At 68.1% G+C, this 16,138-nt stretch carries 14 protein-coding genes; 6 read left to right on the forward strand and 8 right to left on the reverse strand.

What is annotated here, in order from left to right; genetic code table 11:
• The first annotated feature begins 157 nt into the window (after positions 1 to 157).
• From ppc to G6N35_RS05175, 3 genes are all read left to right on the forward strand, one after another.
• The gene (gene ppc, locus G6N35_RS05170) at positions 158 to 2,953 is read left to right on the forward strand and encodes a phosphoenolpyruvate carboxylase (protein WP_163803284.1); all 2,796 of its coding nucleotides are present in this window, start codon (positions 158 to 160) and stop codon (positions 2,951 to 2,953) included.
• Positions 2,954 to 2,994: 41 nt separating this feature from the next.
• Entirely contained in the window at positions 2,995 to 3,117 is a 123-nt protein-coding gene (locus G6N35_RS27575) for a hypothetical protein (RefSeq protein WP_281356969.1), read from the forward strand.
• 128 nt (positions 3,118 to 3,245) lie between these two features.
• Positions 3,246 to 3,731, forward strand: a complete 486-nt coding sequence (locus tag G6N35_RS05175) for a hypothetical protein (protein ID WP_163803285.1) — start codon at positions 3,246 to 3,248, stop codon at positions 3,729 to 3,731.
• Here G6N35_RS05175 and G6N35_RS05180 read toward each other — a convergent pair.
• The 6 genes from G6N35_RS05180 to tkt are packed head-to-tail and all read right to left on the reverse strand — an operon-like array spanning position 3,728 to position 10,638.
• Positions 3,728 to 4,120 (reverse strand): ATPase, encoded by a 393-nt coding sequence (locus G6N35_RS05180; protein ID WP_163803286.1) that lies wholly within the window; start codon positions 4,118 to 4,120, stop codon positions 3,728 to 3,730. The two genes, G6N35_RS05175 and G6N35_RS05180, sit on opposite strands and share 4 nt — an antisense overlap.
• A gap of 26 nt (positions 4,121 to 4,146) precedes the next feature.
• On the reverse strand, positions 4,147 to 4,890 hold the full coding sequence (gene pgl / locus G6N35_RS05185; RefSeq protein ID WP_163803287.1) for a 6-phosphogluconolactonase: 744 nt from the start codon (positions 4,888 to 4,890) through the stop codon (positions 4,147 to 4,149).
• Between the two features lie 16 nt (positions 4,891 to 4,906).
• A complete protein-coding gene (opcA, locus tag G6N35_RS05190) occupies positions 4,907 to 5,818 on the reverse strand; it encodes a glucose-6-phosphate dehydrogenase assembly protein OpcA (RefSeq protein ID WP_163803288.1) in 912 nt (303 codons plus the stop codon).
• The gene (zwf, locus tag G6N35_RS05195; protein ID WP_163803289.1) at positions 5,819 to 7,390 is read right to left on the reverse strand and encodes a glucose-6-phosphate dehydrogenase; all 1,572 of its coding nucleotides are present in this window, start codon (positions 7,388 to 7,390) and stop codon (positions 5,819 to 5,821) included.
• The gene (tal, locus tag G6N35_RS05200) at positions 7,387 to 8,502 is read right to left on the reverse strand and encodes a transaldolase (protein WP_163803290.1); all 1,116 of its coding nucleotides are present in this window, start codon (positions 8,500 to 8,502) and stop codon (positions 7,387 to 7,389) included. The genes zwf and tal overlap by 4 nt, the downstream gene beginning before the upstream one ends.
• A gap of 42 nt (positions 8,503 to 8,544) precedes the next feature.
• Positions 8,545 to 10,638, reverse strand: a complete 2,094-nt coding sequence (tkt, locus tag G6N35_RS05205) for a transketolase (RefSeq protein ID WP_163803291.1) — start codon at positions 10,636 to 10,638, stop codon at positions 8,545 to 8,547.
• Between the two features lie 248 nt (positions 10,639 to 10,886).
• Between tkt and G6N35_RS05210 the strand changes: the two genes are divergently transcribed.
• Together G6N35_RS05210 and G6N35_RS05215 are read left to right on the forward strand one after the other, a co-directional pair.
• The gene (locus G6N35_RS05210) at positions 10,887 to 11,828 is read left to right on the forward strand and encodes a heme o synthase (protein WP_163803292.1); all 942 of its coding nucleotides are present in this window, start codon (positions 10,887 to 10,889) and stop codon (positions 11,826 to 11,828) included.
• A 36-nt stretch (positions 11,829 to 11,864) separates the two neighbouring features.
• Entirely contained in the window at positions 11,865 to 13,277 is a 1,413-nt protein-coding gene (locus tag G6N35_RS05215) for an FUSC family protein (protein WP_163803293.1), read from the forward strand.
• Positions 13,278 to 13,289: 12 nt separating this feature from the next.
• Here G6N35_RS05215 and G6N35_RS05220 read toward each other — a convergent pair whose 3' ends face one another.
• Complete coding sequence (locus G6N35_RS05220; protein ID WP_163803294.1) at positions 13,290 to 14,264, reverse strand: quinone oxidoreductase family protein; 975 nt, start codon at positions 14,262 to 14,264, stop codon at positions 13,290 to 13,292.
• A 30-nt stretch (positions 14,265 to 14,294) separates the two neighbouring features.
• Here G6N35_RS05220 and G6N35_RS05225 point away from each other — a divergent pair, with 30 nt between their 5' ends.
• Entirely contained in the window at positions 14,295 to 15,233 is a 939-nt protein-coding gene (locus G6N35_RS05225; protein WP_163807476.1) for an ATP-grasp domain-containing protein, read from the forward strand.
• Here G6N35_RS05225 and G6N35_RS05230 read toward each other — a convergent pair.
• Entirely contained in the window at positions 15,183 to 16,130 is a 948-nt protein-coding gene (locus G6N35_RS05230) for a COX15/CtaA family protein (protein WP_163803295.1), read from the reverse strand. The genes G6N35_RS05225 and G6N35_RS05230 overlap by 51 nt on opposite strands.
• Positions 16,131 to 16,138 lie beyond the last annotated feature (8 nt).

Genomic DNA, 16,138 nt, shown 5'->3' on the forward strand with positions numbered 1-16,138 from the left:
ACCCCAGATTCAGTCCAGCACGATGTCGGCCGCGATCGCGCGGTCGAGATGTGTGGCGATGCCGGCGCCCCCCGTCACGCTGGTTTCATCGAGGTCTGGGGATGGCTCAGCGACGCCTCACCCTGCGCCACACCCAGCCCGCGTCGATACTTGAGGGATGGCAGAGGTCTCTGATTCGACGCTCGAACCCATCGGTGCGGTACACCGCACCCAGGTCGGGCGGGAGGCCACCGAACCCATGCGCCGGGATATCCGCCTGCTCGGGGCAATCCTCGGCGATACCGTGCGTGAACAGAACGGCGAGCAGGTCTTCGACCTCGTCGAGCGGGCCCGCGTGGAGTCCTTCCGGGTCCGGCGCTCGGAGATCGATCGTGGCGAGCTGGCCCGGCTGTTCGACGGCATCGACATCCACCAGGCGATCCCGGTGATCCGTGCCTTCACGCATTTCGCGCTGCTGGCCAATGTCGCTGAGGACATCCATCGCGAGCGCCGCCGCGCCGTCCACATCGCGGCCGGTGAAGCACCCCAGGACAGCACCCTGGCCGCGACCTACCGCAAGCTGGAGGCCGCCGAACTCGACGCCGACACCGTCGCCGTTGCGCTGCGCGGAGCCCTGGTGTCGCCGGTCATCACCGCACACCCGACCGAGACTCGCCGCCGCACCGTCTTCGACACCCAGCACCGCATCACCGCGCTCATGCGGCTGCGCCTGCACGGCCAGGACGAGACCGAGGATGGCAGGCCCATCGAGACCGAGCTTCGCCTACAGATCCTCACCCTGTGGCAGACCGCCCTGATCCGGTTGTCCCGCTTGAAAATCCAGGATGAGATCGAAGTCGGCCTGCGCTACTACCCGGCCGCGTTCTTCGAGGTGATCCCCAAGGTCAACGCCGAGGTGCGGGACGCACTGCGGGGCCGCTGGCCCGGCACGGAGCTCCTACCCGAACCCATCCTGCGCCCGGGGTCCTGGATCGGTGGCGACCGTGACGGCAACCCGAACGTCACCGCCGACGTGGTTCGGCTGGCCACCGGCAGCGCCGCCTACACCGCGCTGGCGCACTATTTCGCCGAGTTGACCTCGCTCGAGCAGGAGCTGTCCATGTCGGCCCGGCTGGTCAAGACCTCCGCCGCACTCACCGATCTGGCGGCCACGCTGGACGAGCCGACGCGCGCCGACGAACCCTACCGGCGTGCGCTGCGCGCGGTGCACGCCAGGCTCACCGCCACCGCCGCGCAGATCCTGGACCGCCAACCCGAGCACATCCTGGATCTGGGTCTGCCGCCGTACAGTACGCCGGCGGAGCTGCTCGCCGATCTGGACACTATCGGAGAGTCGTTGCGGCACAACGGCAGTGCGCTGCTGGCCGATGACCGGCTGGCCCGCCTGCGCGATGCGGTGGATGTCTTCGGATTCCACCTCAGCGGTCTGGATATGCGGCAGAACTCCGAGATGCACGAACAGGTGGTCGCCGAGCTCCTGGCCTGGGCTGGGGTGCATCCGGACTACGCGTCGCTGACCGAACCCGAGCGGGTCGAGGTGCTGGTCGCCGAACTGTCCACCCGCCGGCCGCTGATCCGTGACGACGCGGAGCTCTCCGAGCTCGCCCGCAAAGAGCTCGACATCGTGATCGCGGCGGCGCGCGCGGTCCAGGTGTTCGGTGCGCAGGCGGTGCCCAACTACATCATCTCGATGTGCCAGTCGGTCTCGGACATGCTCGAGGCCGCGATCCTTCTGAAAGAAGCTGGGCTACTGGATGTTTCGGGCGAGACGGTCTATGCGCCGGTCGGTATCGTTCCGCTGTTCGAGACCATCGACGATCTGCAGCGCGGGTCCTCGATCCTGGAGTCCATCCTGGATCTGCCGCTGTACCGGGCGATGGTGCACGCCCGCGGCGAGAGTCAGGAGGTGATGCTCGGCTATTCGGACTCCAACAAGGATGGTGGCTATCTGGCTGCCAACTGGGCGCTGTACCGGGCCGAACTGGACCTGGTGGAGTCGGCCCGCAAGACCGGAATCCGGTTGCGGCTCTTCCATGGCCGCGGCGGTACCGTCGGCCGCGGCGGCGGCCCGAGCTACGACGCGATCCTGGCCCAGCCGCCGGGCGCGGTGAACGGTTCCCTGCGGCTGACCGAACAGGGCGAGGTGATCGCGGCCAAGTACGCCGAACCGCGCATCGCGCACCGCAACCTGGAGACGCTCCTGGCTGCCACGCTGGAGTCCACCCTGCTGGACGTGGAAGGTCTCGGGGATGCCGCAGGCCCGGCCTACGAGGTGCTCGATGACCTGGCTGCCCGGGCCCAGCGGGCGTACTCCGAGCTGGTGCACGAGACCCCCGGCTTCGTGGAGTACTTCAAGGCCTCCACCCCGGTCAGCGAAATCGGCTCGCTCAACATCGGCAGCCGGCCTACCTCCCGAAAGCCCACCACGTCGATCTCCGACCTGCGGGCCATCCCCTGGGTGCTGGCCTGGAGCCAGTCGAGGGTGATGCTGCCCGGGTGGTACGGAACCGGCACCGCCGTCGAGGAGTGGATCGCCGAGGGTGATGGACGCCTGGAGGTGCTGCAGGAGCTGTACGCGAAGTGGCCGTTCTTCGCCACCGTGCTGTCCAATATGGCCCAGGTGCTGGCGAAGTCCGACATGGGGCTGGCCGCCCGCTACGCAGAGTTGGTCGACGACGTCGAACTGCGCCACCGTGTCTTCGACAAGATCGTTGCCGAACACGACCGCACCATCCGGGTGCACAAACTGATCACCGGTCACGACGACCTGCTGGCCGACAACCCGGCGCTGGCCCGTTCGGTGTTCAACCGGTTCCCGTATCTGGAGCCGCTGAACCACCTGCAGGTCGAGCTGCTGCGTCGGTACCGCTCCGGCGACACCGACGAGCTGGTGCAGCGCGGCATCCTGCTGACGATGAGTGGCCTGGCGACCGCGCTGCGCAACAGCGGTTAGGTGAACGGAACCGGCTGCGGCGCGCCGGCGTCGAACCGGATATGACGTCCCCGTCCGATGCCTCGATGGAGAACACCGCCGAACTGATCGGCCCGCTGCCCCCGGTGCCGCCGCCGGTACTGGCCGACTGGAACGTGGCCGACCCGGCCGACGGATGGTGGTGAGCTCGCGAGGTTTGCCAGCTTTCACACCTCGGGTATCACGGTTATCTCGGGTGGTTGTTCGCCTGAGACGCAACATTTTTCATGTCCGACATCCTGGGCAATATTTGGGTATTGTCCGGGGCGGAGTTGTGACATCGTTCACCGGCCACCGGTATTGCCGGCTGGACGTCGTTCCGCTGACCGGAGGCTCATTGACCGTGACCCACGTGTTGTTCGTCGCCGCACCGCACGCATCTGCCCGCGCCCTGGCCGAATCCATGCTGAATTGCTTCGGCATCAACGCGGCCGCGGTCGCCGGCGCGCGGCACTACACCGCTCAGACGGAGTCGGCGGCCGTCGGCCTGCCGCTCGGCGTCGACTACCACGCGTTCCACGGTTCAGATCTGCCCGCGCGTGTCAGCGCCGTCAGTGTCTCGGGTAGTTACCTACGCAAGGTTCGTGACGAGTTTGCCCACGTTCCGGAGCTGGCCAGCTACCTGTTCGGCACGACGCACCTGGTCCGCGTCGCCCACGAACCCACCGAGGTGGCTGCCGACGCAGCCGACGAGGCGATCACCCGCTTCTCCCGGCATCACCGCGTCCGCCGTCTGCAGGCCGAGAAGCTGCCCAGTTAGCGATCGGTGGTGGTGGCCCGCCGCACCGCATTGACCACCCCGCGCATCGCGGACTCGGTGACGGCCAGCGGCGACATCACCGCCTCGCCGATGCCGACGATCCGCTCCACGCGCGCGACGATGCCCTCCATCCGCTCGACGACGGCGGTGAGCCGCGGGGCCAACTCGTCGATCCGGGTCAGCGTGGAGTTGAAGAGGCCGAGGGTCTCCTCGAAGTACTCCATGGTGCCGTTCATCCCGCTCATCGTCTTGTTCAGATCGGTGAGCGCCGCACTCATCCCGGACAGAATGGTGTCGAGCTGATCGACGGTGACGTCGGCGTTCAACGCGGCCTGGGCAAGCGTCTTGATCCGATCGCGGCCGCTGCGGGGCGGCGTCTTGTCAGCCATGGCGCGCCATCGGGTCCGTCATCGGCTCAGTGTGGCAGCTTGCTCGCCGCCGTGGTGTCGAGAAGCCAGACTGTGGCCTCGCGGCCGACGGCTCCGGCCGACGGGATGTCGGCGGGAGCCGCACCGCCGATGGCGGCGGCCACCGCGTCGGCCTTGGCCTCCCCGGACACCACCAGCCAGACCTCGCGTGAATGCCGCACCGCGGGCAACGTCAGCGTGATGCGACGCGGCGGTGGTTTGGGGGAATCCTCGACACCGACGACAAGTCGTTCGGTCTCCAGCGTGGCGGGGGAGTGCGGGAACAACGAGTTGATGTGTCCCTCACCGCCCATACCGAGCAGATGGACGTCGAAAACCGGTGCGGCACCGCCCGGTTCGGCGCTGGCCGCCAGCACATCCTGGTAGGCCGCCGCCGCTGCGTGCAGGTCATCGCCGAACTCGCCGTCACTGGCCGCCATCGGATGGACGTTGGCAGCCGGGATCGCGATGTGGTCGATCAGTGCCTCGTAGGCCTGCTTGGCATTGCGCTCGTCGTCGTCGGCCGGCACGAAGCGCTCGTCACCCCAGAACAGCTGCACCTTGGACCAGTCGATGCCCTCGTCATGGGCGCCGACATGCTTGAGCAAGCCGATACCGGTACCGCCGCCGGTCAGGACGATCGATGCCCGGCCGCGGGCGGCGATGGCGCTCAGGATCGTTGCGACCAACCGGTCGCCCGCGGCCGCGACGAGCGCATCAGCGTCGGGATAGGTTTCGACGATTCGGGTCATAACGGTTTCGAACCCCTTACGCGTAGGTCACCTTGTCGATTCCGGCCAACGCCTCACGGTAGATCTCGTCCGGGTCGAGGCGGCGCATGTCCTCGGCCAGGCACTCGCGGGTCTCCCGGCGCGGCAGGGGGAGCAGGGCATCCGGACGGCCGGTGCGGCTCAGCGCGGCCGTGACGCCGTCCTGCGGGCGGCTCAGGGTCACGGTCTCCGACGGCCGGACGAGCTCCACTTTCAACTCGCCGGTGGCCCGGGTGACGGTGCCCTCGATGCGGCTGGCCAACCAGCCGGCGAGGATGTCCAGGGCCGGCTCGTCCTTCAGGCCGGACACCAGAGCCGAGGTCACCGTCTCGTAGGGCGGCTGGTCCAGCGCCGAGGCCAGCAGTGCCCGCCAGTAGGTGATCCGGCTCCACGCCAGATCGGTGTCGCCGTTGGTGTAACCGGCCAGCCGGCCCTTGATGGACGCCAGCGGATCGGCTGCGCCGGTGGCATCGGTGATCCGGCGAATAGCCAAGCGCCCCAATGGATCCTGCGCGGGAACCGCCGGCGCCGCGCCCGGCCACCAGGCCACCACCGGGGTATCGGGCAGGAGGAAGGGCAGCACCACGCTGCTGGCATGAGACGACAACGGTCCGGAGATCTTCAGCACCACGACCTCGCCGGCGCCGGCGTCTCCGCCGACCCGCAGCTGTCCGTCGAGACGCGGCTCAGCGGCCAGCCGGTCGTCGGGCACGACGACGATGATCCGGCAGGGGTGCTCACGGCTCGCCGCGGTGGCGGCGTCGATGGCGTCCTCGACCTGATCCAGGCTGTCCGGGGCGATCACCAGGGTCAGCACGCGCCCGAGGGTGATGGCGCCGCCCTCCTCGCGCAGCGAGGTGATCCGCTTGTTCAGGTCATTGGTGGTGGTGGCGGGAAGATCGACAATCATTTAGGGGCGCCTCCACTCACGTCCGGACCGCTGCAGCATCTCGAACGCCGATTCCGGGCCCCAGGTGCCCGACTCGTAGGGGTCAGGTTTGCCATGCGCTGCCCAGTAGTCCAACACCGGATCCAAGATCTCCCAGGACAATTCGACCTCGGCGTTGCCGGGGAACAGCGACGGTTCGCCCAGCAGCACGTCGAGGATCAGTCGCTCGTAGGCCTCGGGTGAGTCCTCGGCGAAGGCCGACCCGTAGGAGAAGTCCATGTTGACGTCGCGGACCTCCATGGCACTGCCCGGCACTTTCGAACCGAAGCGCAACGTGATGCCTTCGTCGGGCTGCACCCTGATCACCAGGGCGTTCTGCCCGAGCTCCTCGGTCATGGTCGCATCGAACGGCAGATGCGGTGCCCGCTTGAACACCAGGGCGATCTCGGTGACCCTGCGGCCCAAGCGTTTTCCGGTCCGAAGGTAGAACGGCACCCCGGCCCACCGCCGGGTGTCCACCTCAAGGGTGATCGCCGCGAACGTCTCGGTGGTGGAGTCCTTCGAGAAGCCCTCCTCGTCGAGCAGGCCGACGACCTTCTCGCCGCCCTGCCAGCCGGTGGTGTACTGGCCGCGTGAGGTGGTCAGATCCAGCGGTTGCGCCAGCGACGTGGCGGACAGCACCTTGATCTTCTCGGCCCGAACCTCGCGGGGGTGGAAGCTCACCGGCTCTTCCATGGCTGTCAGCGCCAGCAGCTGCAGCAGATGGTTCTGGATGACGTCGCGGGCCGCCCCGATCCCGTCGTAGTAGCCGGCCCGGCCACCCAAGCCGATGTCCTCGGCCATGGTGATCTGCACGCTGTCGACGTAGTGGCTGTTCCAGATCGGCTCGTAGAGCTCGTTGGCGAAGCGCAATGCCAGGATGTTCTGCACCGTCTCCTTGCCGAGATAGTGGTCGATGCGGAACACCGACTCCTCGGGAAAGACGCTGTTGACCAACGCGTTCAGCTCGATCGCACTGTCCAGATCATGGCCGAACGGCTTCTCGATCACCACCCGGCTCCACCGGCCCTCCTGCGGGCGGGCCAACCCGGACTGCTTCAGCTGCTCGCACACCTGAGGGAAGGCCTTGGGCGGGATCGACAGGTAGAACGCGTGATTGCCACCGGTGCCACGCTCGACGTCGAGTTTCTCCAGTGTCTCCGCCAGCCGGGTGAAGGCGCCGTCGTCATCGAACGAACCGCACACGAAGCGGATACCTTCAGCCAGGCGATCCCACACTTCCTGACGGAACGGCGTGCGGGCGTGCTGCTTGACCGCGTCGTAGACGATCTTGCCGAAATCCTCGTCGGCCCAGTCTCGCCGGGCGAACCCGACGAGCGAGAACGACGGCGGCAACAGGCCCCGGTTGGCCAGGTCGTAGATCGCCGGCATCAGCTTCTTACGGGCCAGGTCACCGGTGACGCCGAAGATGACCACGCCGCACGGCCCGGCGATGCGCGGCATCCGCTTGTCGCGCTTGTCGCGCAGCGGGTTGTGCCAGCCCGCGGGGGCGGGTGCAACCACCCCCGGGACGGGCTGTTGGGTGCCGGTCATTTGGCGGCGTCGAGCTGGCCCTGGGTTGCGTCGAGCAGTTCCTGCCACGATTTCTCGAACTTCTCCACGCCCTCGTTCTCGAGCACGAGGAACACGTCGCGGATGTCGATGCCGATGGCGTCGAGCTTGTCGAACACCTCCTGCGCGGCCTGCGCAGTGCCGGTGATCGTGTCGCCGGTGACCACACCGTGGTCGGCGACGGCGTCAATCGTCTTCTCCGGCATGGTGTTCACCGTGTTCGGCGCCACCAATTCGGTGACGTAGAGGGTGTCGGAGTAGTCGGGGTTCTTGACGCCGGTGGACGCCCACAGCGGCCGCTGCACCCGCGCCCCGGCCTCGCCCAGCGGCGCGAACCGGCTGCCGCCGAGAAACACCTCTTCGTAGGCCGCGTACGCCAGCCGGGCGTTGGCCACACCGGCCTTGCCGCGCAGCTCCAGCGCCTCCGGCGTGCCGATCTTCTCCAAACGGGCATCGATCTCGGTGTCGACCCGGGAGACGAAGAACGAGGCGACCGAGTGGATCTTGGACAGGTCGTGGCCGGCCTGCTTGGCGGCTTCCAGGCCGGCCAGGTAGGCGTCCATCACCGCGCGGTGGCGCTCCACCGAGAAGATCAGCGTGACGTTCACCGAAATACCCTCGGCCAGAACGGCGGTGATGGCGGGCAGGCCCGCCTCGGTGGCCGGGATCTTGATCAGCAGGTTCGGCCGGTCGACGATCTTCCACAGTTCGATGGCCTGCAGCACCGTCTTGTCGGTGTCGTGTGCCAGGCGCGGGTCCACCTCGATGGACACCCGGCCGTCGACCCCGTCGGAGGCTTCCCACTGCGGCCGCAGCACGTCGCAGGCGTCGCGGACGTCGTCGGTGGTGACGGTGCGGATGGTGGCGTCGACGTCGGCCCCGCGCTCGGCGAGTTCGGCGACCTGGGCGTCATAGGCGGTGCCCTTGGACAGGGCGGCCTGGAAGATCGACGGGTTGGTGGTCACGCCGACGACACTCTTGGTGTCGATCAGTTCTTGCAGGTTGCCCGACTTCAACCGGTCGCGGGACAGGTCGTCGAGCCAGACGGAGACGCCCGCGGCGGCCAGCGCCGCGAGATTGGGATTCTGTGCCATGGCGGTTTCCTTGGTCTCTGGAGTTGTCTGCGGAGTGGTCGATCAGTTGTCGATAACGCGTTCGGCCGCCGCGACGACGGCCTCTGGGGTGAAACCGAATTCGCGGAACAGCGTCTTGTCGTCGGCGGATTCGCCGTAGTGCTCGATGGAGATGATCTCGCCGGTGTCTCCGACGTACTTGTACCAACTCTGGGCGATGCCGGCCTCCACCGCGACACGGGCCGATACGTCTGGCGGGAGCACGGTGTCGCGGTACTCCTGCGGCTGCGCCTCGAACCATTCGACGCACGGCATCGACACCACGTAGGCGCGGATATCCTTCTCGGCCAACAGCTTTTGCGCCTCGACTGCGAGTTGAAGTTCGGAGCCGGTGGCAATGATGATCACGTCGGCGTCATCGGCCGGGTTCCCGCCACCCAGGACGTAGCCGCCCTTGGCCACACCATCGCTGCTGGTGCCTTCCAGTACCGGTATGCCCTGCCGGGTGAGGATGAAACCGACCGGACCGCTGCCGTTTCCGCGCGCGATGATGCTGCGCCACGCGTAGGCCGTCTCGTTCGGATCGCCCGGACGCACCACCGAGAGTTTGGGGATGGCGCGCAGCGCGGCGAGGTGCTCGATGGGCTGGTGGGTGGGGCCGTCTTCGCCGAGGCCGATCGAGTCGTGCGTCCAGATGTAGATGGTGTCGATATCCATCAGCGAAGCCAGCCGAACCGCCGGGCGCATGTAATCGGCGAACTGCAGGAAGGTGCCACCGAAGGCGCGGGTCGGCCCGTGCAGCACGATGCCGGACAGGATCGAGCCCATCGCGTGCTCGCGGATACCGAAGTGCAGAACCCGGCCGTACCAGTCCGCGGTGAAGTCCTCGGTGGAGATGCTCGGCGGCCCAAACGATTTCACACCGTTGATCGTTGTGTTGTTGCTGCCGGCGAGATCGGCAGAACCGCCCCAGAGCTCGGGCAGCTTCGGTGCCACGTCGTTGAGCACCTGACCGAAGGCGGCCCGGGTGGCGACGGCCTTCGAGCCCGGCTCCCAGTAGGTGAGGTCGGCGTCCCAGCCGTCGGGCAGCTCCTGGGCCAGAAGCCGGTCCAGCAAGGCCTTGCGTTCCGGTTCGCGCTGCGCCCACGCGTCGAACTCGCCCTGCCACTTCTGGTGGGCCTCGCGGCCCCGGTCGACCAGCTTGCGGGTGTGCGCGATCACCTCGTCGGAGACCTCGAAGGTCTTGTCCGGATCGAAGCCGAGGACTTCCTTGGTGGCCTTAACCTCGTCGGCGCCCAGCGCCGAGCCGTGCACGCCGCCGGTGTTCATCTTGGTCGGCGCGGGATAGCCGATGATGGTGCGCACCGAAATGAACGACGGCTTGTCGATGACCTTCTTGGCCTCCTCGACGGCCTTCTCGATGCCGACCACGTTCTCGCCGCCTTCGACTTCCTGGACATGCCAGCCGTAGGCGCGGTAACGATCGGCAACGCTTTCCGACAGGGCGATGTCGGTGTCGTGCTCGATGGAGATGTGGTTCTTGTCGTAGAACACGATGAGGTTGCCGAGCTGCTGGGTGCCGGCCAGCGAGGACGCCTCGCTGGTGACGCCCTCTTCGATGTCGCCGTCGGAGGCGATCACGTAGATGTAGTGGTCGAACGGGCTGGTACCGACCGGTGCGTCGGGATCGAACAGGCCGCGCTCGTAGCGCGCGGCCATCGCCATGCCCACGGCCGAGGCCAGGCCCTGGCCCAGCGGGCCGGTGGTGATCTCCACGCCCTTGGTGTGCCGGAACTCCGGGTGACCGGGGGTCTTGGAGCCCCAGGTCCGCAGCGACTCGATATCGGACAGCTCCAGGCCGAATCCGCCCAGGTACAGCTGCAGGTACAGGGTCAGGCTGCTATGCCCGCAGGACAGAATGAACCGGTCGCGGCCCAGCCAATGGGTATCGCTGGGGTCGTGGACCATGACCCGCTGGAACAGGGTGTAGGCCAGCGGGGCGAGGCTCATGGCGGTGCCGGGGTGGCCATTGCCCACCTTCTGCACCGCATCGGCAGCCAGAACACGAACCGTGTCGACGGCACGCGAGTCGACCTCGGTCCAGTCGTCGGGGTGGTGCGGTTCGGTCAGAGCGGAAATCTGGTCGAGTGTGGTCACTAACTCACTCCTGGCGTCGTCAGGTCGGCGGGCAAGCTGGGGCCTTACATCACCCTAGTGCCGGATGGGTCATCACTGCACAGTGCTGCCTGCAGCGTTACCAGCAGGCGAAGAACTACGCCTGCGACTCTCTCACTGTGGTGAACTCGCCGTGAATTGCCCCTTGAGTTCCGGCGGCGGGGTCCCGCGGTCTACCATCGCCTGTAGTAGATCGTTGGCGTGGCCGCCGGTTGTCAGGAGTCAGTTGCGTGAGAGTTCGCGAAGTGCACCTCGTCGAAGGGGCGCCGGTCCGGTTCCGCGACAGACTGTTGGGCTATCTCGCGCTGACCAAGCCGCGCGTGATCGAACTGCTCCTGGTCACCACGATTCCGGCGATGCTGCTGGCCGGCCGGGGCACGGTTGACCCGCTGCTGATCGCGAACACCCTGTTCGGCGGCATGCTGGCCGCTGCCGGCGCCAACGCGCTGAACTGCGTGGCGGACGCCGACATCGACAAGGTGATGAAGCGCACCGAGCGCCGCCCGCTGGCCAGGGCCACCGTGCCCCGGAGCCATGCGCTGGTGTTCGGGCTGGCGCTGTCAGTGGCGTCGTTCTTCTGGCTGTGGTGGACCACCAACATGCTCTCGGCCCATCTGGCCGCCGCCACCATCGCGTTTTACGTGCTGGTCTACACGTTGCTGCTCAAGCGCCGGACCTCGCAGAACGTCGTCTGGGGCGGTGCCGCGGGCTGCATGCCGGTGATGATCGGCTGGTCGGCGGTGACCGACACCATCGGCTGGCAGGCGCTGGTGATGTTCGCGATCATCTTCTTCTGGACACCGCCGCACACCTGGGCCCTGGCGATGAAGTACAAGGACGACTACGCCGCCGCCGGGGTGCCGATGCTGCCCGTGGTCGCCACCGAACTGCAGGTCACCCGGCAGGTCGTCATCTACACCTGGCTCACCGTGGCGGCCACCCTCGCGCTGATCCCGGCCGCCGGTTGGCTGTACGCGGCGGTCGCCGCGCTGGCGGGGGCCTGGTTCCTGGTGATGGCCCACCAGCTGCACGCCGGGGTTCGCCGCGGCAACCCGGTCAAACCGCTGCGGCTGTTCCTGCAGTCGAACAACTACCTTGCATTGGTGTTCGTGGCGCTGGCGGTGGACTCCGCACTGGATCTGCCCACCGTCGCCCAGCTGCTGGTGCGCTAACTGCGTCAGCTTTCGTGGTGGGCGTTCTATAGCGAGGTGCTTCGCGGCGTCGTCGGCGTCTCGATGGTCGTACTGGTCGCGGCACGGTGGGGGCCGGACGGTGCTGCCTTTCCCGCCGGAATGGCCGCGGCCATCGCCGGTGCGGTGTCCCTCGATGACGCACCGCACGGCCCGATCCCCGCTGCCGCCTGGTCGTCGGCACAAATGGCCATCGCGGCCTTCCTGGGTGTCCTGACATTCACGCACCCGGTGCTCTACGTCGCAACGACGGTCCTGTGGTGTTTCGCCGCGGGGCTGACGTGGGGAATCACGCCGACCGCCGGTCTGGTCACGGCCGCGTCGTCCTCGGTGCTCGTCGCGGCACCCGCCCAGCAGAGCTCGGTGAGTCACGCCGCCATCAGCGCTGGGATCACCGTCGCCGGTGGACTGCTGCAAGTACTGCTGATCGCCATCTGGCCCCGGGCTCGGTGGGCCGCTCAGCGCGCCGCGCTCACCAACGCCTACCGTGCGGTGGCACAGTACGCACGCGCCGCCGCCGCCGACCCCACAACCCGCCTGGACCGCGCGCCGATCGACTTCCTTCGCGCCGCCTTCACCCTGACCGCGGGGCAGGCGCGTAGGCGGCCGTTGGCCTACCGCACCTACCTCGGATTGCCCGAACGCCTGGCGGACTCTCTGGCGATGCTGGCGAATGCACCCATCGGCCGCGACCTGTTGCCGGCCACCGCGGACGTCATCGACGCACTGACGGCACCCGGCCGGCTGAACCGGGTGGTCATCGAGCGCGCACTGAACGCCTTTGACGCTGCGGCACAGGGGAGTGGTCCCGCATCTGTGGGTCGGCTCGTCGCGGATATCCATGCGCTGGAAGCCATCCGCCTGCATGGACGGCACCCGGGGACGGAGCCGGAGATGCTGCGCCGGCCAGGGTTCCTCGGCGCGCAGCGTCAGGCGCTGGCTGCCGTCCGGTCGCACCTGCGCGTCTCCTCGCCCGTCCTTCGCCACGCGATCCGGCTGAGTCTGGGGGTCGGCGGGTGCGTGGCTGCGGTGTTGATATGGCATGTGCCACATGGCTTCTGGCTTCCGCTGACGGTGTTGATGGTCAGCCGTCCCGACGGTGGCCACACCCGCAAGCGGGTGGGCATGCGGATCGTCGGAAACATGCTCGGTGTCACCGCGGCCAGCGCCATCGCCGCGCTCGGTCATCCGGTCGGCGCGGTGTCGGCAGTGGCGGCAGTGATCTGTCTGGCTATCGCCTACGCGGTGGCGCCAGCGGGATATGTGGCGCTGAGCGCGGCGCTGGCGGCGGCCACGGTGTTCTTGATCGATGTGACCGGTAGTGCCGACCTGCACACGGTGGGTCAGCGGATCGCCCTGACGGCCCTGGGCGGGCTTGTCGCGGTGCTCGTCGACGTCTGTATTCCGTCGACCGTCACAACGTCGACGTAGCTGGATCCCCGGTCAGGGCACCAGGACGATCGAGCCCGTGGTCTTGCGGCCCTGCAGATCGCGATGCGCCTGGGCGGCATCGGCCAGCGGGTAGTGACCGCCGACGGTGATCGTGATCGACCCGTCGGCGATCGCGTCGAGGAGTTCGCCTGCCCGCCAGGCGAATTCGTCGGGTGTGCGAGTGAAGTGGGCCAGGTTCGGCCGGGTCAGGAACACCGAACCGGCGGCGTTGAGGCGCTGCGGGTCCACCGGCGGCACGGGACCACTGGAGGCGCCGAACAAGGCCAGCGTGCCGCGCACCGCCAGGCTGGCCAGGCTCGCGTCGAACGTCGACTTGCCCACTCCGTCGTACACGGCGGCCACCCCGTGGCCCCCGGTGAGGTCGCGGACCGCGGCGGCGAACACGCTCGGGTCATCCGGATAGTCGAGTACCTCGACGGCGCCGGCCTGCCGCGACAGTGCGGCCTTCTCGGGGGTGGACGCGGTGGTGATCACCCTGGCCCCCAGGCTGGTGGCCCATTGCGTCAGGATCAGGCCCACTCCGCCGGCTCCGGCGTGCACCAGCACCGTGTCGCGGGGCTGCACCTCGTACACCGACTTGATCAGATAGTGCGCCGTCATCCCCTTCAGCAGCGCCGAGGCCACCGCGTCGGACTGCACCGCATCCGGCACGTAGGCGACGAAATCGGCTGGCGCCGTGCAAAATTCGGCATAGGCGCCGGCGGCGTTCGCGGTGACCACCCGGTCGCCGGGTGCGATCGCCGCAACATCGTCCCCGACGGCGGCCACCGTCCCGCACACCTCGCTGCCCAGGACGAACGGCACCTCGCGCGGGTACAGCCCGGACCGAAAGTAGGTGTCGATGTAATTGACGCCGATCGCGTCCGCCTGGATCAGCACCTGGCCCGGGCCGGGTGCGGGCGTGTCCTTCTCGACGTAGGAGAGGACCTCGGGACCACCTGTCTCGGCGACTTCGATTGCGTGCATGTCACTATCATCCCCGGTGTGAAGTCGCCCGTGTCGCTAGCCCGTCCCGACCTGTTCCACCCCAAGATCGTGCTGGCCGGGTGCCCGCAGTTGGTCTCCGGTGACGGCGACGACGACGGCGTGATCGAGGCGTTGCGCACCCGCGGCCTGCACGCCCGCTGGCTGTCCTGGGACGACCCGCAGACCGAGGCGGCCGACCTCGTCATCCTCCGGGCAACCTGGGATTACGCCGAGCGTCGAGACGAGTTCCTGGCCTGGACCACCCGGGTGCCCAACCTGCTGAACGGCCCGGCGGTGGTCGCCTGGAACAGCGACAAGCACTACCTCGACGACCTGGCCGCCGCGGGTGTGCCGACGCTGCCGTCGTCTTTCTTCGAGCCGGGGGAGCAGCTGCGACTGCCCAAGGGGGAGGTCGTGGTGAAACCGGCGATCGGGGCCGGGTCCATCGATACCCGGCGGTTCACCGACCGGACTGCCGCCCGCGAGCACGCTGCGGCCCTGCAGGCCAGCGGCCGTACCGCGCTGGTCCAGCCCTACGACGCCCGGGTGGAGGCCGGCGAGACCGCGCTGGTGTTCCTCGGCGGTGAGCAATCCCATGCCTTCACCAAGGGGCCGATGCTGCCGCCGGAGGGCGAATTGCCCGAACTCGACGAGTCGGGCACGTTCGCCGCGGAGTCGTTGCGGGGCGCCGACCCGGATTTCGCCATGTGGGACGTGGGCTACGCCGCGCTGGACGCGGCCGCGCGGCACCTGGGAATCGCCCGCGGAGATCTGTTGTACGCCCGCGTCGACCTGATCGGCGGACCCGACGCGCCGCTACTGCTCGAGCTGGAATTGATCGAGCCGTCATTGGGCTGGCGTCAGCTCGACGAGCCGACCAGGGCGTTGCAGCAGCGCGCGTTCGCTCTGGCCGTGGAGTCAGCCTGCGAGCGTCTTGGGCTCGGCCCGCTGTCGCATCGACGCCCATAACGCGGCGGTGGCCGCGGTACAGGCTGCCGCACCGGCGACGTGGAAGGCCACCAGGACGGCGGGCACCCCGGTGAAGAACTGCACCGCGCCGAGCAGACCCTGGGCCACCACCAGGGCGATCAGCACGGCCAGCCGCCGCATGATCAGCCGCGGCGCGTACACGGCGCACAAGCCTGCCCCCAGACCGATCAGCAGCGACAGGTAGATGAACAGGAACGTCGAGTGCGCGTGCACCAGCGTGATGATCTCCACCTCGAGGCGAGGTACCACCCGTTGCGGGCTCTTGTCGCCGGCATGCGGGCCGGCGCCGGTGACCGTCGTTCCGGTGATCAACGTCGCCGACAGCGCCAGCGCGCTCAGTAGGGTCAACTGCCGCAACGGTTTCGGAACCAGCGCGGTGGTGACACCGTCGTCGGGTTCGCCGATCTTGACGAACAGCAGGGTGGCCAGCCAGACCATCAGCATCGAGGCCAGCATGTGGATGGCCACCGTCCACCACAGCAGGCCGGTCAGCACCGTGATGCCGCCGATCACCGCCTGCAGCACGGTCGAGGCCGGCATCAACCAGGCGTAGATCAGCACCTCGCGGCGCCGGCGCGCCCGGGTGACGGCCAGGACGGCCAGGATCGCGGTGATGACCACCAGGAACGTGATCATCCGGTTGCCGAACTCCACGGCCTGATGGATGCCGGGCACCTCGGGATGCGGCTGCGGGGTGAAGCTCCCCGGGAAGCATTGCGGCCAGGTGGGGCAGCCCAGTCCGGACGCGGTGACGCGCACGATCGCGCCGGTGACCGCGATACCGGCTTGGGTCAGCAGCACCGCGGCGGCGATGACGCGCTGGGTGCGCAGGCTGGGCAGTGGAAGAAGGTCCACCAACCGCAGGAATAACCGCACCGCCCGAT

This window comes from Mycolicibacterium anyangense, from assembly GCF_010731855.1.
Lineage (GTDB): Bacteria > Actinomycetota > Actinomycetes > Mycobacteriales > Mycobacteriaceae > Mycobacterium > Mycobacterium anyangense.